Source organism: Shimia sp. R9_3, from assembly GCF_017743755.1.
Classification (GTDB): domain Bacteria; phylum Pseudomonadota; class Alphaproteobacteria; order Rhodobacterales; family Rhodobacteraceae; genus Shimia.
In genome coordinates this window covers 473,858-498,692 of record NZ_JAGHRP010000002.1, presented here as the reverse complement: position 1 = coordinate 498,692, position 24,835 = coordinate 473,858, and the positions used below count along the sequence as shown (strand labels likewise).

16 protein-coding genes, 1 tRNA gene and 1 pseudogene are annotated in these 24,835 nt (G+C 54.1%); 5 read left to right on the top strand and 13 right to left on the bottom strand.

Annotated features, from left to right (window positions below):
• Window positions 1-48 precede the first annotated feature (48 nt).
• Complete coding sequence (carB, locus tag J7412_RS06835) at window positions 49-3,390, top strand: carbamoyl-phosphate synthase large subunit (RefSeq protein ID WP_209077985.1); 3,342 nt, start codon at window positions 49-51, stop codon at window positions 3,388-3,390.
• A gap of 125 nt (window positions 3,391-3,515) precedes the next feature.
• Entirely contained in the window at window positions 3,516-4,769 is a 1,254-nt protein-coding gene (locus J7412_RS06830) for an Hsp70 family protein (RefSeq protein WP_209077984.1), read from the top strand.
• Between the two features lie 219 nt (window positions 4,770-4,988).
• On the opposite strand, the gene J7412_RS06825 is transcribed toward J7412_RS06830, so the two are convergent.
• Both J7412_RS06825 and J7412_RS06820 read right to left on the bottom strand, forming a co-directional pair.
• Window positions 4,989-5,774: a response regulator gene (locus J7412_RS06825; protein ID WP_209077983.1), complete on the bottom strand. Its 786-nt coding sequence runs from the start codon at window positions 5,772-5,774 to the stop codon at window positions 4,989-4,991.
• A 262-nt stretch (window positions 5,775-6,036) separates the two neighbouring features.
• A complete protein-coding gene (locus J7412_RS06820) occupies window positions 6,037-7,266 on the bottom strand; it encodes an acyl-CoA dehydrogenase family protein (protein ID WP_209077982.1) in 1,230 nt (409 codons plus the stop codon).
• A 222-nt stretch (window positions 7,267-7,488) separates the two neighbouring features.
• Here J7412_RS06820 and J7412_RS06815 point away from each other — a divergent pair.
• Together J7412_RS06815 and J7412_RS06810 are read left to right on the top strand one after the other, a co-directional pair.
• Window positions 7,489-7,563 (top strand) — tRNA-Gln (locus tag J7412_RS06815).
• Between the two features lie 200 nt (window positions 7,564-7,763).
• Window positions 7,764-8,068, top strand: a pseudogene (locus J7412_RS06810) (transposase); the annotation flags it as partial.
• Window positions 8,069-8,484: 416 nt separating this feature from the next.
• Here J7412_RS06810 and J7412_RS06805 read toward each other — a convergent pair.
• From J7412_RS06805 to J7412_RS06790, 4 genes are read right to left on the bottom strand one after another with little or no spacing between them, the layout of a single operon-like run.
• Complete coding sequence (locus J7412_RS06805; RefSeq protein WP_209077981.1) at window positions 8,485-9,159, bottom strand: uracil-DNA glycosylase; 675 nt, start codon at window positions 9,157-9,159, stop codon at window positions 8,485-8,487.
• A complete protein-coding gene (locus tag J7412_RS06800) occupies window positions 9,156-10,274 on the bottom strand; it encodes a nucleoside triphosphate pyrophosphohydrolase family protein (RefSeq protein WP_209077980.1) in 1,119 nt (372 codons plus the stop codon). Before J7412_RS06800 ends, J7412_RS06805 begins: the two co-directional genes overlap by 4 nt.
• Window positions 10,275-10,281: 7 nt before the next feature.
• Window positions 10,282-10,953 (bottom strand): hypothetical protein, encoded by a 672-nt coding sequence (locus J7412_RS06795; RefSeq protein WP_348540473.1) that lies wholly within the window; start codon window positions 10,951-10,953, stop codon window positions 10,282-10,284.
• Entirely contained in the window at window positions 10,916-11,392 is a 477-nt protein-coding gene (locus J7412_RS06790; protein WP_209077979.1) for a TIR domain-containing protein, read from the bottom strand. The genes J7412_RS06795 and J7412_RS06790 overlap by 38 nt, the downstream gene beginning before the upstream one ends.
• Before the next feature lie 259 nt (window positions 11,393-11,651).
• Between J7412_RS06790 and J7412_RS06785 the strand changes: the two genes are divergently transcribed.
• Complete coding sequence (locus J7412_RS06785; protein WP_209077978.1) at window positions 11,652-12,230, top strand: hypothetical protein; 579 nt, start codon at window positions 11,652-11,654, stop codon at window positions 12,228-12,230.
• A gap of 9 nt (window positions 12,231-12,239) precedes the next feature.
• On the opposite strand, the gene tnpA is transcribed toward J7412_RS06785, so the two are convergent.
• The 7 genes from tnpA to J7412_RS06750 form a co-directional block, all read right to left on the bottom strand.
• A complete protein-coding gene (tnpA, locus tag J7412_RS06780) occupies window positions 12,240-12,656 on the bottom strand; it encodes an IS200/IS605 family transposase (protein ID WP_209077977.1) in 417 nt (138 codons plus the stop codon).
• 156 nt (window positions 12,657-12,812) lie between these two features.
• Window positions 12,813-15,605, bottom strand: a complete 2,793-nt coding sequence (locus J7412_RS06775) for a TIR domain-containing protein (RefSeq protein ID WP_209077976.1) — start codon at window positions 15,603-15,605, stop codon at window positions 12,813-12,815.
• Window positions 15,606-16,026: 421 nt separating this feature from the next.
• Entirely contained in the window at window positions 16,027-18,519 is a 2,493-nt protein-coding gene (locus J7412_RS06770) for a hypothetical protein (RefSeq protein WP_209077975.1), read from the bottom strand.
• Between the two features lie 252 nt (window positions 18,520-18,771).
• Window positions 18,772-21,657 carry a toll/interleukin-1 receptor domain-containing protein gene (locus J7412_RS06765; protein WP_209077974.1) on the bottom strand — a complete coding sequence of 962 codons (2,886 nt, stop codon included), beginning with the start codon at window positions 21,655-21,657 and terminating at the stop codon, window positions 18,772-18,774.
• A gap of 8 nt (window positions 21,658-21,665) precedes the next feature.
• Window positions 21,666-22,532 (bottom strand): hypothetical protein, encoded by an 867-nt coding sequence (locus tag J7412_RS06760; protein ID WP_209077973.1) that lies wholly within the window; start codon window positions 22,530-22,532, stop codon window positions 21,666-21,668.
• Entirely contained in the window at window positions 22,532-23,668 is a 1,137-nt protein-coding gene (locus J7412_RS06755; protein WP_209077972.1) for a TIR domain-containing protein, read from the bottom strand. The genes J7412_RS06760 and J7412_RS06755 overlap by 1 nt, the downstream gene beginning before the upstream one ends.
• A gap of 628 nt (window positions 23,669-24,296) precedes the next feature.
• Window positions 24,297-24,818, bottom strand: a complete 522-nt coding sequence (locus J7412_RS06750; protein ID WP_209077971.1) for a TIR domain-containing protein — start codon at window positions 24,816-24,818, stop codon at window positions 24,297-24,299.
• Window positions 24,819-24,835: the final 17 nt, after the last annotated feature.

Below are 24,835 nucleotides of genomic sequence, written 5' to 3'. Positions count from 1 at the left end.
TTGCGCATTCGGCGTCTCCCACCACGCCCTTCTAGCCCGAGGTTTATCATGCCAAAAAGAACCGACATCTCCTCGATCATGATCATCGGGGCCGGCCCCATTGTGATTGGTCAGGCCTGCGAATTTGACTACTCGGGGGCGCAAGCCTGTAAAGCGCTGCGCGAAGAGGGCTATCGCGTCATTCTGGTGAATTCCAATCCTGCGACAATCATGACCGATCCGGGTCTGGCCGACGCCACCTATATCGAGCCGATCACGCCAGAGGTTGTGGCCAAGATTATCGAGAAAGAGCGCCCCGATGCGCTCCTGCCCACCATGGGCGGTCAGACCGGCCTCAACACCTCGCTCGCGCTTGAGGAAATGGGCGTGCTCGACAAGTTCGGCGTGGAGATGATCGGCGCAAAACGCGACGCCATCGAAATGGCCGAAGACCGCAAACTCTTCCGCGAAGCCATGGACCGTCTGGGCATTGAAAACCCCCGCGCCTCCATCGTGACCGCCCCAAAGAAAGACGGCGGCTCCGCTGATCTGGACGAAGGCATCCGCCTTGCGCTCGAAGAGCTGGAAAGCATCGGCCTGCCTGCCATCATCCGTCCTGCCTTTACCCTCGGCGGCACCGGCGGCGGTGTAGCGTACAACCGCGAAGACTACATCCACTTCTGCCGCACCGGCATGGACGCCTCCCCGGTGAACCAGATCCTCGTGGATGAAAGCCTGCTCGGCTGGAAAGAATACGAGATGGAAGTGGTGCGCGACAAAGCGGACAACGCCATCATCGTCTGCGCCATCGAAAACGTCGATCCAATGGGCGTGCACACCGGCGACTCCATCACCGTGGCCCCTGCGCTTACGCTGACGGACAAAGAATACCAGATCATGCGCAACCACTCGATCAACGTGCTGCGCGAGATCGGCGTCGAAACCGGCGGCTCCAACGTGCAATGGGCGGTGAACCCAGCCGATGGCCGCATGGTTGTGATCGAAATGAACCCACGTGTGTCCCGCTCTTCGGCCCTGGCCTCCAAGGCCACCGGTTTCCCGATTGCCAAAATCGCGGCGAAACTGGCAGTGGGCTACACACTGGATGAACTCGACAACGACATCACCAAAGTCACCCCGGCCTCCTTTGAGCCAACCATCGACTATGTTGTCACCAAGATCCCGAAATTCGCGTTCGAGAAATTCCCGGGCTCCGAGCCGCAGCTGACCACCGCGATGAAATCCGTGGGCGAGACCATGTCCATTGGCCGCACCATCCACGAATCCATGCAGAAGGCACTGGCCTCGATGGAAAGCGGCCTGACCGGTTTTGATGAGGTCGAGATCGAAGGCGCGGATGACACCGCCGAGGGCAAAGCCGCTGTGATCAAAGCGATCAGCGTCGCCACCCCGGATCGCCTGCGCACCATCGCGCAAGCCATGCGCCACGGCCTGACCAACGATGAAATCCACGGCGTCACCATGTTTGACCCATGGTTCCTCGATCGCATCCGCGAAATCGTGGACGCCGAAGAGGACGTGCGCAAAAACGGCCTGCCGGTCACTGAAAAAGAGCTGCGCGCGCTCAAAATGCTTGGCTTCACCGACGCACGCCTCGCCAAGCTCTCTGGCCGCGATGAAGACAACGTGCGCCGCGCCCGTCAGAACCTCGGCGTGACCGCCGTGTTCAAGCGCATCGACACCTGCGCCGCCGAATTTGAGGCGCAAACCCCTTACATGTACTCCACCTACGAAACCCCAATGATGGGCGAAGTGGAATGTGAGGCGCGCCCCTCTGAGCGCAAGAAAGTCGTGATCCTTGGTGGTGGCCCGAACCGCATCGGTCAGGGCATCGAGTTTGACTACTGCTGCTGTCACGCCTGCTACGCGCTGACCGAGCAGGGCTATGAAACCATCATGATCAACTGCAACCCAGAGACCGTGTCCACCGACTATGACACCTCTGACCGTTTGTATTTTGAGCCGCTCACCTTTGAACACGTGATGGAAATCCTGCGCGTTGAGCAGGAAAACGGCACCCTGCACGGCGTGATCGTACAGTTCGGCGGCCAGACCCCGCTGAAACTGGCAAACGCGCTCGAAGAAGAAGGCATCCCGATCCTTGGCACCACACCGGACGCCATCGACCTTGCTGAGGACCGCGAGCGGTTCCAGGCGCTGGTCAATGAGCTGAAGCTGAAGCAGCCCAAGAACGGCATCGCTTCCACCGACGCCGAAGCGCTTGCCATTGCAGATGAAATCGGCTTCCCGCTGGTGATCCGCCCTTCCTACGTTCTGGGTGGCCGCGCCATGGAAATCGTGCGCGACATGGGCCAGCTGGAGCGCTACATCGCTGAGGCGGTTGTGGTATCCGGCGACAGCCCTGTTCTGCTCGACAGCTACCTCTCCGGGGCAACCGAGCTGGACGTGGACGCGCTGTGTGACGGCAAAGACGTGCATATCTCCGGCATCATGCAGCACATCGAAGAGGCTGGCGTTCACTCTGGGGACTCCGCCTGCTCGCTGCCGCCTTATTCGCTCTCCAAAGAGACCATCGCAGAAATCGAGCGTCAGACCCGCGCTCTTGCGCTGGCCCTGAATGTGGTTGGCCTGATGAACGTACAGTTCGCTGTGAAAGACGGCGAAATCTACCTCATCGAGGTGAACCCACGTGCCTCCCGTACCGTGCCGTTTGTCGCGAAATCCACCGATAGCGCCATCGCCTCCATCGCCGCGCGCATCATGGCGGGTGAAAAACTCGCGGACTTCCCCAAACGCGCCCCTTACGTGGAACTCGACGCCACCAAGGATCAGCCGATTGCGGATCAGATGACGTTGGCGGACCCGAACATGCCTTGGTTCTCCGTGAAAGAGGCCGTGCTGCCCTTTGCCCGCTTCCCTGGCGTCGACACCATCTTGGGCCCGGAAATGCGCTCCACCGGCGAAGTCATGGGCTGGGACCGCAGCTTTGCACGCGCCTTCCTTAAGGCACAGCTTGGCGCAGGCATGGAGCTGCCCACCTCCGGCAAGGCCTTCATCTCGGTCAAAGACGACGACAAGACCGACGCGATGGTCGAGGCAGCCAACATCCTGATCGAACTGGGCTTCTCTGTGGTAGCCACCGCAGGCACCGCCACATGGCTGAGCGAGCAAGGCGTGGATTGCACCAAAGTGAACAAAGTCTATGAGGGCCGTCCAAACATCGTGGACCACCTCAAAGACGGCGACATCTCTCTGGTGATGAACACCACCGAAGGCGCGCAAGCCGTCAACGACAGCCGCGAGATCCGCTCCGTGGCGCTGTTTGACAAGATCCCCTACTTCACCACCGCCGCCGCCTCCAACGCGGCAGCACGGGCCATGAAAGCCCGCGAAGAAGGCGACCTGGAAGTGCGTTCGCTGCAAGGGTGAGCAGCGCCTGCACCTCAAACATTCTCCAGAAGGGCGGCTATTTGGCTGCCCTTTTTCTTTGCCTTGACAGGCGCTTGCCCGCTCCCTAAAACCCGCGCCTTTCCCTGCCGAGCGGAGACCGGACCATGAGCACCAAACCACACACTTTGGGCATCGACTTTGGCACCTCAAACTCCGCCGCGGGGCTGATGGTGGAGGGTGCCCCGCACCTCATCACCTTTGAGGCAGGTCAGACCACCCTGCCCACCACTTTCTTTTTTGACTACGACAGCCGCGCCACGCTTCTGGGTCAGCCCGCCAATGATGCGCTCCTTGAGGGCGAAGAAGGCCGCTTCATGCGCGCGCTCAAACGGGTGCTAGGCACCACGCTCATGCATGAAAAGCGCCAGATCCTGAACGAGCGCGTGACCTTTGTCGAAATCATCGCCCGCTTCCTGCGCCACATCAAACATCAGGCGGAGGCCCAGACCGGCCTCACCTTCACCCACGCCATATCAGGCCGCCCCGTGGTGTTTCACGGCAGTGACGATCCGCGCGAGCAACAGGCCGAAGACGACCTGCGCGCCTGCTACCTCGCCGCCGGGTTTTCCGAGGTCACTTTCCTCTCTGAACCCGAAGCGGCCGCAATCGCCTGTGGCGCCCATGAACACCGCGGTGAAACCGGCCTGATTGTCGACATCGGCGGCGGCACCTCGGATTTCTCGGTGTTCCGCACCACCGACACCGGTGTGGAAATCCTCGCCAACCACGGCATCCGCATCGGCGGTACCGATTTTGACCGCGCGCTGAGCTTTCACCATGTCATGCCGCTGCTGGGCAAAGGCTCCCCGCTGCGCGACACCTTTGGCAAAGGCACCCTGCCCGCCCCCAACGCCATCTTCCACGATCTCGCCACCTGGGAGAAAATCCCCTTCCTCTACAACGCACGCACCCGCCGCACCGTCGAGGACATGCTGCGCCAGGCGGAAGAGCCGGAAAAGCTCACCCGCCTTGAAACCGTGCTGCGCGATGAGCTCGGCCATGAGCTGGCCTTTGATGTGGAGCGCGGCAAAATCTCCGCCAACAACGGTGATGCCAACGCCAAGATCAGCCTGTCAGAAATCGAGCGTGGTCTTGAGCAGCCGGTGAGCGGCGAAATTCTCACCGCGCTCCTGTCCGATCACGCCAAACAGCTGCAGGTGGCCGCTGAAGACACCCTCGCTATGGCCAATTGCACTCCAGCAGACATAGACCGCGTGATTTACGTTGGCGGCTCAAGCCTCCTGACCGTGGTCTCCGGCACCATGAAAACCGTGTTTCCAGACGCAGAACACACCTTTGCCGAGGTCTTCACCGCCGTGGCAGACGGGCTGGCGCGGGCCACGGAACTGCGCGTTTAGCATCCAACAAAGAGGCTGATACACCAAGGTCTTTGACCCAGGCTACTGAAACCCAAAGCAGGTCTCATGGCCAGCCCTGTACCTCCATCAGATGCGCCCATCGCAGACCTTTCCGCTCTCTCAGGCGGACAGAGCATTAAATGCCCGCGCATCTATTGCTAGGAGGTTTCGCACACTTCGATACAAAACGCATTTCTAGCTACCAACAGGCCAACTTTGTTAGCTTGAACGGTTAGTAATTACAGCGCGTGTAACCATCTGGAATAGCTCTTGAGGGTTATTGGTACAGCCTTGCCCACCATGATTTGCGGTTTCAAGTTTGTGCTCAGGAGCGTTTGAGGACGCGTAGAAGAATAAGGGGGTGTTGTTACCTTGCGCCCTCAATTCGTCTAGAAGCACATATCCCTCACGCGGCCCTTCTCGGCGCCCCATATCGGAGATTATTGCGATAAATCTCTCTTTGTCGATTTTCCGCATAGCCTCCTCAGTTGAAAGTGCCAAAGTAAATCTGAGCCCCACCGCCTCGAGGGCCCGTCTCTCATGAATGTTATTGTCGGGCCGATCATCTACCCATAGGATATGGTCAACGTGATCCCGAGCCTCTTGCCCCCTCATTGCTTCCAGAACAAGTTCCACCAATTTATCGATATCGCTCTGAGACGAATTGGTGGGATTTTCTTTCACTGTTGCTGCACTCAATGAAGCCACGGCAGACATCTGCATCTTTATGTAGTTTGTTTCATCTTTAAAATCTCCGGGTCCGAAGAGTTTCTCGCTATGCCAACGCACGAGCCAAGCAAAAACTCCAAGCACCAAAACAGGGAACACCACAAGAAAGTAAATTAGCGGAGCACGTTCTGCCGGAGAAAATGAAGAGCTGAAAGCAGCGACAAGCGAAGCAAAACCGTAGACCAGCACAATAAACAGCGCGATTATGCCAAGAGGATTTCTCGCAAGACCCTGAGCAGTCTTCCCGAACGCTTCTAGTGAGTTACCACCACTCATGCTTACCCCGAAATTCGATGCCTAGCCAGATAACAAAGCGCTTCAAAAAATACCCCCTGCCCTAGTCCAAGAAAACTATTCAACATCAGAGAGGTTCGTCAACCTGCACTACACACAACCGCGAACAAGTTAGAACACCGCCCCCTCCCCAAACACCCGTAACCCAATGAAAAAGGCGCAACCTCCCGGGCCGCGCCTTCCAAATTACCTCTGATCAAACACTGCCGTCATGCAACCGCAGGTCTGATACAGAAACGCGGTGTCAGACCTTTTCCTGCGTGTACTGGCGCAGCTCTTTGCGCGCCACCTGACGGCGGTGCACCGCATCCGGCCCGTCAGCCAGCCGCAATGTGCGCACATGTGTCCAGGCCTGCGCGAGCGGGGTGTCCTGTGAAATCCCGGTGCCGCCGTGCATCTGCACCGCTTCATCAATCACCTTCAGCGCCACATTCGGGGCCACCACCTTGATCTGACTGATCCAGGGCGCAGCAGCCCGGGCATCCCCCTGATCCATCATCCATGCGGTTTTCAGACACAGCAGCCGCGCCTGCTCGATCTCCATCCGGCACTCGGCAATGATGTCGTAGTTCGCGCCCAGATGCGCCAGCGGCTTGCCAAAGGCTTCCCGGTTCAGCGCGCGCTTACACATGCGCTCCAGCGCCACCTCAGCCTGCCCGATCGCACGCATGCAGTGGTGAATGCGTCCCGGCCCAAGCCGCCCCTGCGCGATCTCAAAGCCCCGACCTTCGCCCAGTAGCAGATTCTCCGCCGGCACGCGCACATTGGTGAATTTGATGTGCATATGCCCGTGCGGTGCATCATCCTGCCCATAGACCATCATGGGGCGCAGAATCTCGATACCCTCGGTGCCCGCAGGCACCACAATCATCGACTGCCGCTTATGCACAGGAAGCTCCTCGCCCCCGGTTTTCACCATGACGATATAGACCTTACAGCGCGGATCCCCCGCCCCGGAGGCCCAGTATTTCTCGCCATTGAGCACATAGTCATCGCCATCGCGCACACAGGACATGGAGACATTGGTGGCATCCGAACTCGCCACATCCGGCTCCGTCATCAGATAGGCAGAGCGAATCTCCCCATTAAGCAGCGGCTTCAGCCACCTGTCTTTCATGGCCTCCGTGCCATAGCGCTCAAACACTTCCATATTGCCGGTATCCGGTGCGGAGCAGTTGAACACCTCCGCCCCCAGCGGCGTCTTGCCCATCTCCTCGGCAAAAAACGCATATTCCACGGTGGAGAGTCCGAATCCCTTGTCCGAATCCGTCAGCCAGAAATTCCACAGCCCGCGCTCTTTGGCCTTGGCTTTTAACCCTTCCAAAATCTCCGCCTGCCGCGCGGTATAGGCCCAACGCTCCTCTTTGCCGATCTCCGCATGGTACTCCTCCTCCAAAGGCATGACCTCATCACGGATCATCTCTTTGACCTGCGCCAACAGGGCCTCATTCTCCGGCCGCATTCCCAGGAACATTGGCTCTCTCCTCTCTATCGCTTTGCCCCACCATGTCGTTGCCCCTCCCCCTTTGTCCACGACAGGCACCGGGAAATGACGCGAGGTCTTCAAAAACCCAGTGTTTATTGGGCGCGCATTCTTTCGCGAAAATTTTTTGTACCGAGTGGCAATTTTTTCGCCAAAAAGCTCATTTCGGGTCTTGCACCTCCCAGCCGCTCTAAGTAAATACCGCCACACAGTTGGGGTGTAGCCAAGTGGTAAGGCACCGGTTTTTGGTACCGCGCACCGTAGGTTCGAATCCTACCACCCCAGCCACTTTCCTCTGAATGTGTCGTCCGGTATGAATCGAAACTTGTCCGGCTTGAAACACAACTCTTGTCGGGCAAGAAGCAAACTTAGAGCCGTTCTGGTCTCTCTTGATCCGTTTGAACAGGACAAAGCTTATCCGTACGACATTTCAGGACATGCCTCGAATATGAACGGGTGCGTGTCTTCAGATTTAATGCCTCGGGCGTATTTTGGAGGACCACGTTCCCCAAGATCACTTGCTTCGGTCGATTGATCGCTTTGTTGATCTGAGCAGCACTCGATCGCATCTCACGGACTTTTGCAGCAACACCGGTCGTCCGTCGGTCGATTCTGAACTGCTGATCCGGATGCTGCTGGTCGGCTATCGCTCGGCATCCGTTCCAAGTGAAGACTGTGCGAAGAGGCGCATCTGAATCTGGCATATCGGCGGTTCCGCCGCCTCGATCTGAGGGACCGTATCCCGGATCACTCAACGCTCTCCAAGAACCGGTATGGACGCCTTCGCGAGAGCGAGCCGACTTTCAATAGAGGTCATAGCGCGAACACGCCCGCTGACAAACGGGCAATTAGAGCGGCTGCAATCCGCTCCAATGCGATGGATATAGGCGAGCTTCTTACCGAGGCGAGACCTAGAGGAGATGCGCAGGCGATAGTTCCTGTTTAACGGACGTTCACGAAGATCTCAGCGCGAATGAGGACGAAGCCGCAAACGAAGGGCTAGGCCTTGGCGGAGGAATGGGCAGAAAGGCCACGGTAATCCACCTAACGAGCATGAAGTGACTGCCACTTAAAGCTGGCAATCGGCGCGAAAGTGCTAAGTTGGATGATAGGAACCGCAAATCGGGTTCGGTTCACGAGTGCGCATATCTCGAGAATACGACTCCACGCCAAACCCTGAAGAAAACTTCATATGAGATTTGACAACAGTCAAATCAATCGAGGCTGTCTATCGTTTTTTTCAATAGAATATATTTTTGAGATTCCTGATGCAATTTCAGCCTGACCACCATAGCTCGGATGCCTAATGCTGTGAACCTTAAGCTCAGGAAATAATCGAACAGCAACTTTCGATGCGTCATTACCGATAGCGATTATTTTCTCAGGTCTGATAAACTCCTGAATGCATTTGAGAACTCTTTCTCCAAAGCGGCGTTCTGCAGCGTTATGTGTTCTATTAGAAAATTCGTCGTAAGGCGCATGTGGATGAAATGGAAAAACGTTCCACAAAAAAATATTCTTCTCGATTAGATCAAGGAAATCCCAAACTATTGATGCAGTTCTTTCCGCGACTGGTTGCCCTTTTGTCGGTCGAGATGCATCAATCCCCCAGCGTTTCAAATGAGAGGAAAAACGCACGTCGTCCGTCAGTGCTAGTCCCGTCCTGCGACCTCCTCGATATCCCAAGTCACGTCCGATCCAGATCGCGTCGACTGCCTTTTCATCAGCCCGAACAAGCATTTCGAACAAGATTTCGGCTCGCATGTCAGCAGACTTTTCATGGTCATATGCTTGGCAAACGTCGCGATAGGGGTTAAATGCATTATCAAATTCAAAATTCTGCAATTCTGCAACGATGTGGTCTGCACTAAACAGTTTTCTCATGACAAAGACCGATATGTAATAGTTCTGTTAGTTTTGTCTCCGACCACAACGCCACCATTATTTTTCTTGATTTTTCGAAAGACATCATATCCTTGTATGATGGCCTGTTCCCATAGGTACAACGGACATTCTTCGACTTCATAACCTCGAACAAAGTTGCTTACAGTCTTTAAAATATCGAAAGATACTGTGGACTGCCCTTCGAAGAAGTTTAGCTCCTTGGAGCATGAGAATATGTAAGCCGACAATCCTTCTTCAATGACAATCGCACGCCCGCTGTCTTGTGCTTCGTCAATGTCCGGATTGCTTTTGCGTTTGTGCCTAATCAATGCGCGAAATGTGGGGGACCAATGCAAGATAGCTGCGTGGGCGAAGTGAAAAACGTCGTGAAAACGGTAGCCATCCGGATCACTAATGTTGTCAGTTAGAGGATCACCAATGAAGACGCCTTTCCACCGAAGGTAGCTCTTCCCATTTGGGCGTTCATGAATCTCAATCTCAAATTTCTCAGGGAGGCTTTCATCATCAGTGAAAGATTCATCGAACCTAGGAAGGGACGAAGGGTCTGACGGGACAAACCTTCCAGTAGCTTTGTCCAAGTTCGATTGCACAATTCTACCAAAAGGCACGTTTGATGATTGGACCGCTTTGAGATAGGCCGCCGCAAAATCGACAACACGGGCGCGCAAGTCTGTCTGTCCAATTTCCGCACTCAAGAGGTTTGCTGCTTTATTACCCAAATCCTTCAGTAGGACATCTATAATCTCAAGATTTTGAAACTTATGAACCTTTGCGATTGGCGCAGCCAAATGAAGACTTGCAACAGTCATCGAATCCGTATGTTCATCATTGCAAGCATCGCTGATAACTTGGTCCAACGGCTCTCCTATGCGGCGGCAAAGGGCGCACAGATACCAAAGCGCGTCACCAAACTCCTCCTCTACGGCGTCAAGATAAGCGATATACGCTTCGCCTTCGCGATGTAGCTTCTTCGAAGTGGCCATGATGCTTCCAACTTCACCAAACAAGCCGAGAAGAACTGGTGTTAAACTTTCGCTCGTTAGGCGATCAGTTGGTGCAATACGTTGTTCGTATTCCAAAATAGTTAAAGCCATAAATTCCTCACTTAAAATGCTGCAACCAATCCCAAGGTTGCCCTTGGACTCCTTGAACTTGAAGAGATGTTATCCACGTCACAAAATCGCCAATAACCTGCTGATCCTGTATGCGGGAATATCCTCTCTTTGATCTCAGTAGATCGTTTGCGCCGCCTTCACGAAATGGGCTTGGAAGTAACGGACCCTCTGCGCCAAAGAAGACGAAATCCTTTGAAATTAAGACACGCTGCACGGCAGTGTCTCTTGCTATGTGTTCGACCTTCGGTGAGCCATCGTCCTGGCTGTGGTATGAATTCAACTGACGCCAAGATCCATCTGGCATGGGTTGATAGATGTTATCACCACACGCCGTCTTCCAACTACCTGGAATAATGGGTTTTTTCGCTTGGAATCGTGTGTCGTTCCAAAAATCCGCCGTGGATATAGCTTCTTGCACTCGCATGGCATAAACAACGTGCCCACCACGCTTCACCCTTTGGTTGGAACTTCCCGTGCCTAGAAGCCAATCACCGATCTGCGCAGTCTTTCTTATGCCGGGCTTACAGGTAGCCAGCGTACAATAGCCTCCGAATGGGTTGGGTGCAAAACCGCTGTCATAACGAACAACGTATGAGTAGAGGCTCTGCTCAGTTGCTTTTTTAGCTGCAGGCATGTCGTTTGATTGGTTGAGGGACACTCGGAGTCCCATCAGGGTTGTTGAATCCTCGATAGTCGCCATTTACTGCATCGATTATATGGCCTCCGTCCCACCCAACCACGGCATCACCATACTTTTTGAGGGCATCAGGAATTTCGCAACCGTTGCTGCCTTGCTCCCAAACACCAACTATCGTCTTATCCTTTTGGAACGCTCTTTCAATTTCCCAATTGACCCATTCGCTGTCCTTGGTCTCAGGCGTTATGTACACAATCATCGTACTTGCCCAATCTATTTTAGGTGCCAGTATCTGTGATTTAATGTAGTCTGGAGACTTCGCGTTGTTCGGGTTCTCGGAGTTAACCGACCCGTCACGGATGTCCATACCATGCTTCTTGAGCAGGTTCTTCAAGTCGCCAAGTCCCGCGTCATCTTCATGGATATGGCTTATGAATACGTTCTTGGTGGTGTTGGCCATTTGATGCCCCCCTACGCATAAATGTCGAGGCGTTCTTTGTTTTGGATACTACATACGGTGAGCCATAACAACCACACGTTGTCCTCATCTACATGATTGATCAACCCACATAGAGCAGAAATAGCCATCCATGCTACCTTTTTCTGACCGTTACGTCTTGCGTAAAGGAAAACGCAACAAACGTGCGATTTGCCAAACCAACTCGCGCGCGCACCGCGAATAAGGATACCGATGCTGCCGCCGATTTTGGAAACATTTGTTGTCTGGCATCCTGATGACACGGAAGGCGCCGAAAGATCGAAGGAAACTCTTTGATCATTTCATGCACGGTCCGACCTTTTCCGGCATGATCGGAGACAGAATCCAAGTTGTGTTTCGTAGTGTCGGCTGGGAAGGTCAGGACACTGTGCCAAGGCCGATATACGCAGAAGAAAATCCGGCTCCTTTTGGCACCAGGCGTGCCAGCTTTGTCGTCGTCGTTCCTTTACTCGGGACTGAAATTTCTGCCAGCATAGAAGGTGAGGATTCAGTTTGGCGTAGGCTTATAGCTGCGATCCGCGATGCGGAAGAAACCATGCCAGACCGGATGGGAGTTTTTCCGTTCTTGCTCTCGAGTGCGGCAGCACATGGAACACCGCTCGGCGAAATTCTTGGCTGTTACCAGTTTGTCGCCGTCGGCGATCTTGACCGCAACGGTGAAGATGTTTCAATTATGCTTTGTCGTGACCTGACGCAAGGCATCGCTCAATTGGTTTCGCCGGACGAGATGGATCGGTTAAAGGCCGACAACCGACGGACATCGGCGAGTGGCCGTCCTATCCATCTGGATCGATCCTAGACTGAACCACTACCGACTGGCGTCGGTAGGATCGGCGATGTGATTTTCGAGATATTGCAGGACGATGTCTTCGGTGATGGCGCCGTTGGTGGTCGAGAAATAGCCCCTGCCCCTGAACCGGCGGCCCCAATAGCGCCTGCGCAAGGCTGGGAATTCCCGCTGCACCTTGTGGGACGAACGGCCCTTCATCCTGCGTACCAGATCGGAAATGGCAATCTTCGGCGGCACCGATACGAACATGTGGACATGGTCGCTCGACAACACCCCGCGCAGGATGTCGACCTCGTTCTCGCGACAGACCTGACGAATGACGTCCCGCACCCGCAGGCGCACCCCGGCGGTCAGAACCTTGTAGCGGTACTTGGTCGACCAGACGATGTGATATCGGTGATAGAAAACGCAGTGTTTGCCGGTGTCATATCGCATGACGTTACCCTCTGGAAAATGAGACATCCGACCCCCTTCGGCTCATTTTCCAGAGGGTAACGTCATAACACGATTCTTCGCGCTGAAGCAGATCCGACTGGAAGTCGGAGGGTTTCCTCCATTACGTGGAAACTAAACTCGCGCCGTTAAGACGCGCTAATTGGCGAGCGCTTTTCGAAGACGGGCAGCCAGCCCGTCCGGACCTAAGTGCGTAGGCAGCAAGAGGGAGGTAATCACCCCGTTGCTCAGCACTTGGATTTCGGCTTCAGAAGCACCAAATGACACGCCACTCACGTATGAAAATTGCCAGTTTCCAATCGATCTGCATGTGGCAAGATCAAAGAGAAGAACGCCGTGCTGACCTTCCTGAACCAGCAAGAACCTGCCGTCATATGTGAGGTGTAGACCTTCCGGCTTGCCGACGTGGACCCGCGGGCAACTGGCATGCGGGCCACGTTTGTGATGAAGGAATACCCCCAGTTCAGAACCTGCAGCGGCAACGGTCTTACCGTCAGCCGAGCTTGAGATTTCATAGAGCCTTTTCTGCCTAGCATCTCCGACTTGCAGTTCCCCTACAATTTCCACGGAGGCAGAGGCAGGATCGATGATCAGGAAGCTGCCGCCCATTCCCACTGCCCAAAGCCTTCCGTCAGGCCCAGGTGAAATCGCCTGCACCGGGCGCCTCACTTCAAAGCCATCAACGTCTTGTACCAAGCTCGTTCCTGCGCGATCCAATGCGAAAGAAGTGATTTTGGTTCTACCGTGCAGTACCGAGAGCCTGAATGGTTCGGATTGAAGCGCGGCACCGATGATTGGAACGACATCGCCACCCTTGGGTATCGTTACTGTATCCACATGCCGCAACGGCGAAATTGCATATAGTTGCACCCACTCACCAGCTGCGACAGCAATATAGTTTCCGTTCGGATCAATGGCGACTTGGGGTTCTAGGAAACCACCCAACGGTTTCTGTAGGGGGACCTCCACCATGTCCCCTGTTTGGTCATGAACAACGCGCAGGATGGTGTCCGATACCATGGCACTTGTGTCAGCTCCCGTGTTTGAGGCTACTGCAACCCATTTCTTATCAGTTGAGCCACCGGCCCCCAACTCCTCTGGGTTCATACGCATCCACGAATTTCGAATGAATTCGCCACCTGGATAACTGCGGGGATAGGCGAACAGGTCCAGGTTTTGTGAGGCTATCGGATTGGAAACCACCAGTTTATTGATTTCAGATGTGATTTCTTCATCCCACGCATTGTTCCGCAGGATCTGTGATACCTGCAGCACCTCGCTAGTTGTCCAATCCACCAGCGTTGCGCAGACCAATTTCTCGACACGGTACTTCTCTTTCGTCAGTGAGATAAACCACGAGGTGCCCGGCACCCAAGCGAGCCCTTCTTTATCAACCGCCCCAAGACCACAGAGCCCGTCTCGGCGAGATGGATCTTGATCGACCATGGTCATGTCGGAGCATTCCCCTTCTGCTTCTATTTCTGCTGCATAGACCTGTTGATCGACCTTTAGCTCCCCGATCGAAATGCGCGCGGCGATATGATTGCCGCTTGGGTCAAAGTAGAGAGACTTCACCTTCTTTTCGCCTATGGGCATGCTGCAGAGCTCCCGGTTTTCGCGAACGTCGTAAATCACGATGGCTTCCCTTCTTTTAAGGGCTACACGCGTACCACCCGGATCGATTGCAAAGGAATTGTCGTGATAGTTCTCATGCCCAGAAATAGGCTCACCAACCACACTATTGCTATCAAAATCCCAAACCCTGATTTGACCTCTCGAGCTGAGGAACGCAATCCGTGCAGCTGCTGCTGCAGCTTCAATTTCAGTGACGTTTCCATCGATCTGGACTACTTCCTCCACTGTGTTTTCGACGTAATTCCAAGCAAAAAGCGTTTTTTCGAAGCCACCGCTGAGAACGACTTTTGCTTTAGGAGAAAACTCGACCGAGAAAGCACTGTCCCCATGAACGCTTCTTTGGTGTAAGAGGGATCCGGTCCGGACATTCCAGATGCGCACATGCCCGTCCTGGTGGCCCGTTACCACTAATTCACCAGTTGCATTGAAATCCGCGTCCAGAATGTGGTCTGTCATCTTGTCAGACGTACCTTTGGAACTTGCATTCAGCACGGCGATCCCTGCGGTAATCGCAAGCGGATCATGCGGATCAGACCCTTCTGCATCGGCGGGCAGCGCGTCTTTGGCAAGCTCCCAGGCCTCGGCGACAAAATCGTTATCAACTAAGTATAACGCTGAACTTGCGGCTAGTTCGGAGGAGCGTTCGATCGCTGTCTTCCTTTGAACATCGAAGTTGTAGGCGAAAAAGGCTGACAAAGTCGCTAATAGCATCATGCTAAGAAAAGCGACCGTCACGACCCTCAATCGCATTGTTTCAACCTTCGCTCCAGTGAAGCTGGCTCGAATGCGCTCGATCACTTTGGGGGCAGGAACTCTCTCATTGCGTTCATTTACTTCCCCGTCATCCGAAACCCACAACAGTGGATCAATGACTGACCCGTCATCGTGGACAATTTGCTGCGCCTTTATCCACGCGCTGAGCGCCCCTGAGACCGGTTGATCGAGTGCCCGCTTCACCGCACGGTCAACGTCCACAATGATCGGTGCTTTGCCTTTATTCTGGAACGTCTCGACCTCTCGTCGAACCCAAATTGATTTGGTGAGTGCATGGGGTCGGGCCACCACAATTAGATGCTTGCTGTTTCTGATGCGAATTTTGGTTAGGAGCCCAAGATCTTGCCCGAGGCGATAGTCGCGCGTGTCCAGATGGGTTGTAAAGTCCTTACTCAACGCGCGATCAAGCGCCTGTGGATAGCCCACTCCATCCTTATGCGCATACGATATAAAGAAGTCGTAGCCAAAAAGGGCGTTTACCACGCGTTGCGGGAAGCCGATAATCCAACGAAAAATAGCCATTGATCTGTTCTCTGGTACTAGACTTCACGGGCCAGTTCGATCTCGCCCCCCTATCTGATCGTAATGGTAAAAGTATACGCGAATGTCGTCGAATTCGCGACTCTGACTGCGGGACCGAAAGCGCCCATCCATTGCGGCAATTCCTGCTGATTGCAACTTGGTCTAATCAATTACTATATAGGAGTAACACTTCTCAGTAGCTTTCAGAAGATAACGGATCAAGCCGCCAGAGCCGCACAGGGTTATCTGGTGAGTTCCAGGACAAACTAGCTGGGGATAGAAAATTGCCGACATAGGAGAAGGCAATGTCAGCGACGTCACCGTCATGACCAGAGCGCAAGATCGGTGCTGGGGTTCCCATGACGATCAGGATACGTGATCATAACCCGTAGTTCAGACACCAAGTTTGACGCTGCCAATATCAAGGCAAAAGCCGCACCGACAGAGCACGCAGCCATTCACTGATGCTTTTTGGTGGTGAAGTGCTACCAGTCAGTGCCGGGTTGAAAAATCCTTCCGCTGAATGTGCGCCAAGTTGGCGATAGGCTTCGAATTGCTCTTCGTCGAAGAACTGATCTGCGGTGGATTGGTGAGGAAAGTCAGGATGGTCCGTATGATAGGCTTTGACAAGTTCGCTTTCATCTCCTGTCATGGCCAATTTGACCACCAGTAATAGCCCCTCGCCCTCCGGATATCCAATTTTGCACAACACCCCATGGGCTGGCGACATTCCCGTTTCTGGGCTCACACGCAAGTCATCTAGTGTGGGAGAGATGTCGATCCCCAAATCGATACGGGCATGTCTGATTAAGGTCGTTAGCGTATGAAAGCGGTTCTCGCCATCCGCACCAGCATCTATAGCCACTATGTATTTACAGCGACGTCGCAGTAACTCATAAACGCCTGAATTTTCGATATGTCCACCATCAGACAGATAATACCAGCTACTGTTTTCGGACATACCAAAGCCGATCATTTCTTTGACCAGACACCAAAAACCCGGCACAACCTTGCCCATAGCCCCAACTCTACCAGGTGCTTTGATCCAGTAACCCAGACGGAGATTCAAAAACGACAATAACATCCTTACTGATTTGACATTTAACAAGGTCATATGTGGCGCGACCGCTGCTCCGGAAATCGCAACGGCAGTCGCGAGATCCATATCTTGTGAGCCTGTTTTCCATTCGCTTGTTGGCAGGTAACCAGTCGCAGGGGAACCGCTCCAAAGCTTAGACAATACAAAAAAATCCCCCTCGCGCTCGCGCAAGTTCACAAGACGGCTGGAAGGCAGGTTCACCGCCGCATTGATCAAGTGATACGGTGCTCGATGGTTTGCGTTCATTTCCGGCAATAGAACCGTTTCTGTGCTGCCATCGTCTGTCGCGATGAATGTACGCGCCAAGCGTTCGCGGTAGAAGCTGTGTGGAGCGGTGAGATTGATATTCAATGACAGCGCTGCAATCAGCAGCATAGCAGTAATAATTGACAGGGCAGTAGTGCCGGACACATATGCGGTTAAACCGCCGCCTATCGGGTCATAAGCAGCCTTACCCAAATCGAACAACATCACTCCAAGAGCTATTGACAGAATTGGGATTGCTACCGCCGCAATTGTTAATACTAGACCTGTTACGACTTTACGTCCCAATGGATGGCGTAACATTGGTAAGGCGCGTGACAGAGTAGGCAAGACGACACCCGCGGATGTAATCGCAATCCATGTGGACTTCTCTTTAGCGCCTAGTTCTCCGTTGCCTATCACACCATATATCTGATGCACCAACCACGCGAAGAGAACTAAAACACTGAGTCCAAATAACCCCGCAAAGATTCTTTCGGCCCAATGCTGCGCGAACCGCATCAATGCTGCATAAAACGCCAACCCCACTACCGAACACACAGCAGCTAGATATGGAGCGCGCGCCCAGTTTATGCCCTGATCTGGAATCAATAAGACACAGACTAAAGCGATCAACGAGACTAAACTAGCTGGAGCGGTCCAGTTCAGAAGCATGCCAGCGATGATCCGACAGGTAGCCACAAAAGTCGGAAAAAACGAGCCCATCGACAAATAGGCCGCACGTTTGCGAACATAGGCGACTGGCTCCGTATCTGGGCCATTGGGGCTGGCTATCTGAACACTCGGTGGGTCGTTTTGTGGCACTGACGAAGTGCCAAGGCGCTGGCTTAAGAAGGCTCCTATATACCCTCCTCCAGACACTGTGGACAAGACATCTACATCGCGCAGAAGGTTTTTGTCAGCCAACACTTGTGCCACACCAAGACAAAACGACGCCGAGCGGATTCCTCCGCCCGAAAAAGCCAACCCTGCAGCATCTTCTACCATCTCCGAGGAGGTCTGTTTGCCATTGGCGCGCCGTATTTCCAGGATTTCAGCGCTTTCCGCTGCGTTAATTTTTTTGGCGTCTTCCCTGTTGACCAATGCGGTTTCTGGGATGCCGAATGTTAGGGTTTCCTCACCAATTAGATCCGCCTGCGGTTCTTTTTGTATTTGGTCTTTAAGCTCTTCTCCATATGCCATTATGTGGAGTTCATTCGCAAACGCATGCAATTTTGTCCGGACGTCGGCGAGTGCGTTACGGAACGCGATAGCCTCGTCGCGTTGCTTTAGCGCACCTTCGATTTTCTTGCGATGCCAGAAGGCCGTAACAGGACGCAATGTAGTGTTAAGGATCTCTATTGTTTTCGCGGCGAATGCATCGCAGCCTGGATTGTTCTTGATGGCCTTTCGTGCAAGTTTGAACAGATCGTACAGGCTTGTAAGTGCGGCTTCTTCATCTCCGTGTCTTAACGGGAGAGGTTGCGTAGCGATACGGGTTCGCAACTCTGTCAAAAACTCATGAGCCGCAAATTGGTCAGCGGAATAATTCGGACGAGTTTTTTTGACCATCGGCTTTGTCTCCTGTGTGTTGTCGGTACAACACGCCTTTACTCTCGGGCTGACGGGCAATCCTCGCAAGATAAGGTCAGAACCTGTAGGGATGTCGGAATCATATGAAAAAGGCTTCTATCAATTGTATCCTCTAAGCTTACACCAAACAGGGTAGTTGCGTCACTCAGAACAATTGGGACTTCCATTGTGATTTCGGTTTGAATTTACCTGATCGCATCACCTTTCTTTAGTCTTCGCAAATTTGTGTTGTCAGTCTGTTGTGCAAACTGGCGCGAAATCCTCATCCGGCATCAATTCCCTCCACTCAACCGCGGTCAATCCGCGTCCTACTTTTTCACAGATTGTGGCCTCCAATTGTTCAAGTGACAGCGGCCAAGACCAGAGATTTCCGTTGCCCTCTGTTGCGATGACGCGCTGCTCCATTGGATCAAGAGCAACGGCGGACAAATACGACCCACCGAAATAGAGTGACTGCACAAAGCGCCGCTCGCTCGCGCGCCATAAGTGCACTAAGCCGTCATGATCGGTGACGGCAATTAGGTCCAAAGCCGAATTGTAGTCCGAGGCCGTGACCGCGCCTCCGGGCTTGCGCGACGCCACACGAAGGGTTGCGTCTGCGTCGCCTGGAAGATGGAACAACAAGCCACGGTCATTGCTGCCGCCGCTTGCGTAAGTCACTAAGGCATCTTCACCAAGCCAGATCGCCCCCGAGATGGGAGCTGCGTGCAGGTCGGGTAAATCGGTTGGTGTCTCTTGCGTCAATGCGGCAATTGCAACGCTGCCCCGTGCTGTTCCGATCGCAAGCTGGTCTCCAGATGGGTTGAAGGCCATTGTCTCAACAGGCTCTGCTGCGAAAACCGATGACGCATGAGTCGCGGTGTCCGTGTCAAAAATTTGGATTTCGCCGGAACCGGCCTCGGTCACGGCGATATTCCTGCCCGACGGAGCGATGGCCAACAAGATATGCCCGTAGTTGTTCGCGTCGCGAATTAGTCGGGGACGCGCATCCTTGGCGAAAGGCAGCCATAGAACAGCACCATTCCAAGTAGACCAGGCAACGCCAAACTTGTGAAGTGAAATCTGGTCAATCAACGTAGTCGAGACATCCACAAACCCGTCGCTGTCAGTTGCCAGGTTGGGCAATACGCCCACGTCCTCGCCCAGCACCTCGACGGTTGCGGCCACAAGGTCTGACATCTGAACCCACTGATCCTGATCGAGTCGCCAGACCACGGCGTCGTGCTGGCTGCGTGTCGCGCCCAGGACCGTACCATCGGCTTTCACCAAAAGTGCCACGGGTTCGGAAATCAGCGACGGCAGCCGTTGGCCGAAACCCACCAACTCATCCAGAGTCCAAGTAGAAATGCTGCCGTTTTGCGCGGTCGTAACAAGTGTGCCCGTGTCCCTCAAAATGGAAAGCCCAGAGATGGTATCAGAATGTGCCCGGATCCGTTCAAAGGCGATTTCGTGCCCATAAAGGTTCGCCATTTGGACAAAGCCACCAACCTCGCCAAGGGCGACCAACCCGCTGCCTGGTTCGATCCTGGCGTGCGCGAAGAAACCATTGAATTGGTAGCTATCGTCAATCGTGATGTCGCCATCCTCGAATGAGACCTGGCGCATCAAGCCGTTCGTCGTGATCCAAACAAGGCGACCGTCGTCTAGGAAGGCGGCATCCAAGGCACTGGCGTTCAGAGGCCAACGAAGCGTTTCCTTCCATTTTGGGCCCTCATAGACAACAAGACGATGCAAGCCGGATAAGGCCACAATGCGGGTCTTGTCAGGTGAGATGGCAAGCGCGTCGATCTGCAGCAGATCACCTGTGTCATGAGTGATTACGGGGCGACCAGGACGCAAGATATGAACTCGGCCTTCATGATCCCCGGCGGCCATGATCTGGCCGTCGGTGCTTGACGCGAGGGCGGTGATGTAGGCCTGTCGACCGAAGCCTTCCAATAAATGTTCTGTGCGCCCTTGGCTATCAATGGTTTCGATGGTGCCATCCAATGTGCCGACAAGGATGACGTCTAGATTTTCGGCAAGGGCAGTGATGCTTGCGCTTACGCTGCCGATGATTTGCGGGCCATCGGTTCCAGCGACACGATACACCGTTCCATCATCGGAACCGACAATCGTCGAGATGCCGCGTGGTGCGGTAGCTGCGGCGGTAGCGCTGTTGAAGATGCTGTGTTCTGACAAAAGCCAGCGCCAGTCTTCCAGTAAGGACAGGACCGCGCCTTGAGCCTCTGCCGTGTTGGAGCGTTTTGTGGCCTCCATCGCGATCAGAAGCTGGCGGCCCGGTGTCTCATCCTGCGGGGCCTGGATTGCAAGCGCACGGGACAAGGACTCCAGCCTGCGTGTCTCTGCCACTGTTGCGTTGTAATAGGCGACTGCCGCGATGACGATGAAGGTAACGGATGCGGCTGCAGCAATCGCTGCGATAAGCCGAAGGCTGTTGCGCTCATCCGCCAATGCGGCTGCGATGAATGGCTGAACCTCTTCCACCACGGCAAAGTCTGGGTTGGCGAGCATTATGCCTTGCGCTTCCGTCAGTTCAGCGCCGCGATATAGAATAGCTTTTGCGGCCTTTTTGGACTTTTCCTTGGCTTCTTTCCAGCGTGCTGCGTCGCGTCGCAATTGATAGGGCGTTAGCTTCGCAGGCGACCGATATTGCGGGGCGGCTGTGCCGGACAAGGCTACGGCGAGCCGTTTGATCTGATCCTGGTTCAAGGGCTGACCGGTCAATTCAGAACGGTTGATGTCTTTGAACACCGACCCATTGCCTAGACGGTTCATGCCGGCATCCGTTGCACCGGGCAAAACGACAGGGATCAGGCGGAAGTCCGGGTCGCGCCGGTAACGCTCCAGAGCTAGGCCTGCTTCCCACAAATGGGTCGGGCCCCAGCCGTTTTCCCCAAGAAAGATCGCACACCCCTTGGCTTTTTCCATCGCCGCTTCGATCTCGGGCATGAATTCAACGCCGGTTGGAATGGCGAAGGTGTCCAGAAAGAAAGGTGTTCCTACTTCCAATTCAAGCGCGTCGGCAATGTGGCGGACAATGTCGGCGTCAAGGTTGTTGTGACACAGAAATACTTCTGGAGTGTGGGCGTCTAGTTGCGGCTGTTCCTCTTCCATCTTTGGGTCTATCGGGCTTTGCGAAGTGTCGCCAAGCCCTTCAGGACCAGACCAATAACGTCACCTAGGTGTTTGGCTTCGAACAGCTGGTCGTTTTCTTCGCGCGTCAAACCGTTGCCGTCGACCAGTTGATTGAGGCCAAAGTTTGGAACGTCCCATTCCTTGTGCAAACCGGTTGTGTACATGGCTTGGGCCACGTCGGATCTGGGTTGGAAGACTTGTATTTTTGACACCGGCGTCCCATGGAATGCATCGATCAATTCTGACGTAGCCCCGCCCAGCAGGCCAGTCAGATATAGTGGTTTCCCGGCGTTCCGTGTCAACAACGCTTCTTCCGCGATGCCGGAATACCGTCCGCCGGACCCTGAAACACGCCCACCCATGCACAGTCGAGCTGAGGTCAGTTGCGCCATCTTTTGGCGCATTTCTGTCAGGGCCGCCACGCGGTTCACAATGTCGAACTGTTCAGGATCGTTTTCGGCGTAACCGCTGGGCGCGCGGTAGCCATCTGGCCGTTCCATTTCGATAATGTGAAGGACATCACGGTACTGGTGCCTGTCATCTGCACTGACGGTGGTTCTAGATGGCCAGGGCACAAAATTGACCATCGAAGCGCAGCGGGTTGGGGTGGTGATGGCGTCGGATGAATGATGGGCAATGGCCAGATGCAACAATTCGCTCATGACGCCATCAGGGCGCCAGTCGTGGCCGAAGACCACCGACCCTCCTTGCGTCATCACAGCGCTCGCAACCTCGCGGACGCATCGGTTGACCTCTCGCTTGGTGAATCCGAGATCGTTTGCCCCGTCGTTCTCCGAGGCTGAAATACCCAAGGCCACGTGCTCAAGGGGACGGGTTGAATGGTTGTCCGTCATTAAGATGCCCGCCGTGTCGCGCAGTCCAGAACTAGGGTCTGCGGCGTGGTGATAAGCGATTTTGCCGACATGGATCGAACCAACGCCTCGGCGGCCGCTCGGTCGCCTTCCGTCATTGAAGGATCGGGATATACGATAGTTGTTTCTTCTCCCGGCTTCAAATCAGAACAGATCTTGTGAAGACAACGCATGGTTGGTTGGCGTACGAGGATGTGCAGGCCCTTGGTCTTGGTGATCCCTCTAGCCGCCAAATCCTCGACAATCCGAATGTGGATGCGACTGCGCAAAGCCTCACGCAGGGCGATGAAGACAATCCGATAAAGGTTGCCATCCGCGACTTTTACCGTGGGCGCGCGTTCGAAAGACACTGCGCTCGGCGGCGTGATCGCCTTTTGGCGAAGGTCCACCACAACGTAAGGCGAGGCGTATTCCTCGGCCCAGTGCATTTCTTGCAGACACCAAGGGCGATCTTCAAAAACCTCCGACCGCAAAACAATCAGAACCGAGTTTTCGACACCATTCGATAGGACCTGTTTCAAGTCGTCCCCTTCTGAGATGTCATCGTCGTCATAGAATGTTTGGAATCCGGGTAGGTCCTTGATCTGAGTCCTAAGAACCGTGGCGAGGGATTGGCCGTCGATTTTGGCGTGGCTTACAAAGAACTTCGGCTTCTTCGTGATCCGTTTGGAGCCTTTAGACAGAATCCCCACGCCTATGTGCAGGGCAATCAAACCTACTGCGGTACGGCGCAGCGCGTACTCGCCAAGTCCAAGAACGTCGATGATGTCGTTAGGGTCGAACGCCGGTGCGCGTTTCAGCAAGGCGTTCTTCTGCTGCTCAAGATCAAATATTAAGATCTGAAAATTTGGCCGAGTCCTTCGCGAAAGCAGCTTGTTTAGGTTGGCAACCATTTCCTTGTTTTGCAACAGAGTCTTGCTGAGAAATATCAGTATCAGGCTTTTTTGCGCTCCTTTTAGAAGGTCGGTGACCGACGTGTCGGGAACCGCGAAAAATTCACGAATGGGGACACCCGTGTCTGTGGAACCGGACAAATACCCCGTGCCACCGCCTTGAAACGCAACGGTAGCGACCTCTCGGTAGTCGTCTGATAGCGTGCAGCCTTTGTCGCTGAACATCAGAACCTGCAAAGGGGTCGTAATCATTTCGGCCTCGGGTCAGGGAGTATTCCGTTGCCGAAAGGATACGATGGATCGTGTGGTTTGTCATTCGCCCAAAGAAGGCCGGCCGAGTACTCCCTGAGATGCTGTTATTGCAAGCGCAAGAGTTCATCGGGTTATGGCGCGTATCGCCTCAGCTGTAGAACAGACTAGCCATAAATACCGGACTTTTCAGGGGAGCAGGTCATTCGCCAAGCTTAAGCGCTGACGCCTTTCTGGCTTCAATGAGTGCTTGGCACAGCGCTTCACCGGCGTCGAAGGCGTCGTCTCTCTGTTCTCCACGACGCTCGATCTCGTTGCAAAGTTCGAGGGTCACGGAGGGGCGATCAATGCACTCCACTTCTCAGTAGACGGGCAGATGCTCTACTAAGGTGGAGAGGATGAAGCGCTAAGATCGTGGGAGGCAGGCAAAGCAGTGCAAATTCGTTCGCAATCGCGGAAAACTCTTAGGGAACGAGCCTATCGGTATAGATGTGCACGAGTTGCAAACACATTGGTCATTTCTCCGATGGGTCGGTTATCTCTAGACAAACCTCGCGGCGTCGGTTTTTCTCGGGTCCAGCTATTCTTGTCGCCAGTATTTCCCTCATGATTTAAGATTTCTCGTCATCTGTACCCGAGAGTTATCAATTTTGTTTTTCAGCGATATCCTGTTATTAAAGGCGCTCTCTACCTTAGAAGAAAAGTTTTTGGTGAAGTTATCCCAACTACAGTATGAAGCGTAACCGCTCTTGATGTTGTCGGCGAGACGAGGCGGCATTTCGTTATAGAACCAGCCGCCGTTCTCGCTCGTCCTCATTTCTGGCAGGAACACACCAATCAAACCTGAGTGCCCGCCAACTTTGGCCATGAGTGCCGCCGAAATCTCCCAATCAACATGTTTCCTTTTGAAGGTGTTTGGCCCGACGAGAACTGCAAGAACGGAAGTGTCCGCAAGGTAGCCATGTTGAATGAGCTGTTTGGTGTAGTCGGCAGAATTGTCCGACTTTATCTCTCCGGGCCCAACTGATTTCGAAATCACTAGATGCCCAAAATCTCGTTCTAACGCATTTTTGTACACTTGATCGTCGTTGTGAAAATAGCTGATGAATAACTTATGCCGGGTCATTGAGACGGTTCCTTAAT

Coding starts and splice junctions, on each gene's coding strand:
- carB (WP_209077985.1), top strand. CDS start 49: ATGCCAAAAAGAACCGACATCTCCTCGATCATGATCATCGGGGCCGGC.
- J7412_RS06830 (WP_209077984.1), top strand. CDS start 3,516: ATGAGCACCAAACCACACACTTTGGGCATCGACTTTGGCACCTCAAAC.
- J7412_RS06825 (WP_209077983.1), bottom strand. CDS start 5,774: ATGAGTGGTGGTAACTCACTAGAAGCGTTCGGGAAGACTGCTCAGGGT.
- J7412_RS06820 (WP_209077982.1), bottom strand. CDS start 7,266: ATGTTCCTGGGAATGCGGCCGGAGAATGAGGCCCTGTTGGCGCAGGTC.
- J7412_RS06805 (WP_209077981.1), bottom strand. CDS start 9,159: ATGAGAAAACTGTTTAGTGCAGACCACATCGTTGCAGAATTGCAGAAT.
- J7412_RS06800 (WP_209077980.1), bottom strand. CDS start 10,274: ATGGCTTTAACTATTTTGGAATACGAACAACGTATTGCACCAACTGAT.
- J7412_RS06790 (WP_209077979.1), bottom strand. CDS start 11,392: ATGGCCAACACCACCAAGAACGTATTCATAAGCCATATCCATGAAGAT.
- tnpA (WP_209077977.1), bottom strand. CDS start 12,656: ATGCGATATGACACCGGCAAACACTGCGTTTTCTATCACCGATATCAC.
- J7412_RS06775 (WP_209077976.1), bottom strand. CDS start 15,605: ATGGCTATTTTTCGTTGGATTATCGGCTTCCCGCAACGCGTGGTAAAC.
- J7412_RS06770 (WP_209077975.1), bottom strand. CDS start 18,519: ATGGTCAAAAAAACTCGTCCGAATTATTCCGCTGACCAATTTGCGGCT.
- J7412_RS06765 (WP_209077974.1), bottom strand. CDS start 21,657: ATGGAAGAGGAACAGCCGCAACTAGACGCCCACACTCCAGAAGTATTT.
- J7412_RS06760 (WP_209077973.1), bottom strand. CDS start 22,532: ATGACGGACAACCATTCAACCCGTCCCCTTGAGCACGTGGCCTTGGGT.
- J7412_RS06755 (WP_209077972.1), bottom strand. CDS start 23,668: ATGTTCAGCGACAAAGGCTGCACGCTATCAGACGACTACCGAGAGGTC.
- J7412_RS06750 (WP_209077971.1), bottom strand. CDS start 24,818: ATGACCCGGCATAAGTTATTCATCAGCTATTTTCACAACGACGATCAA.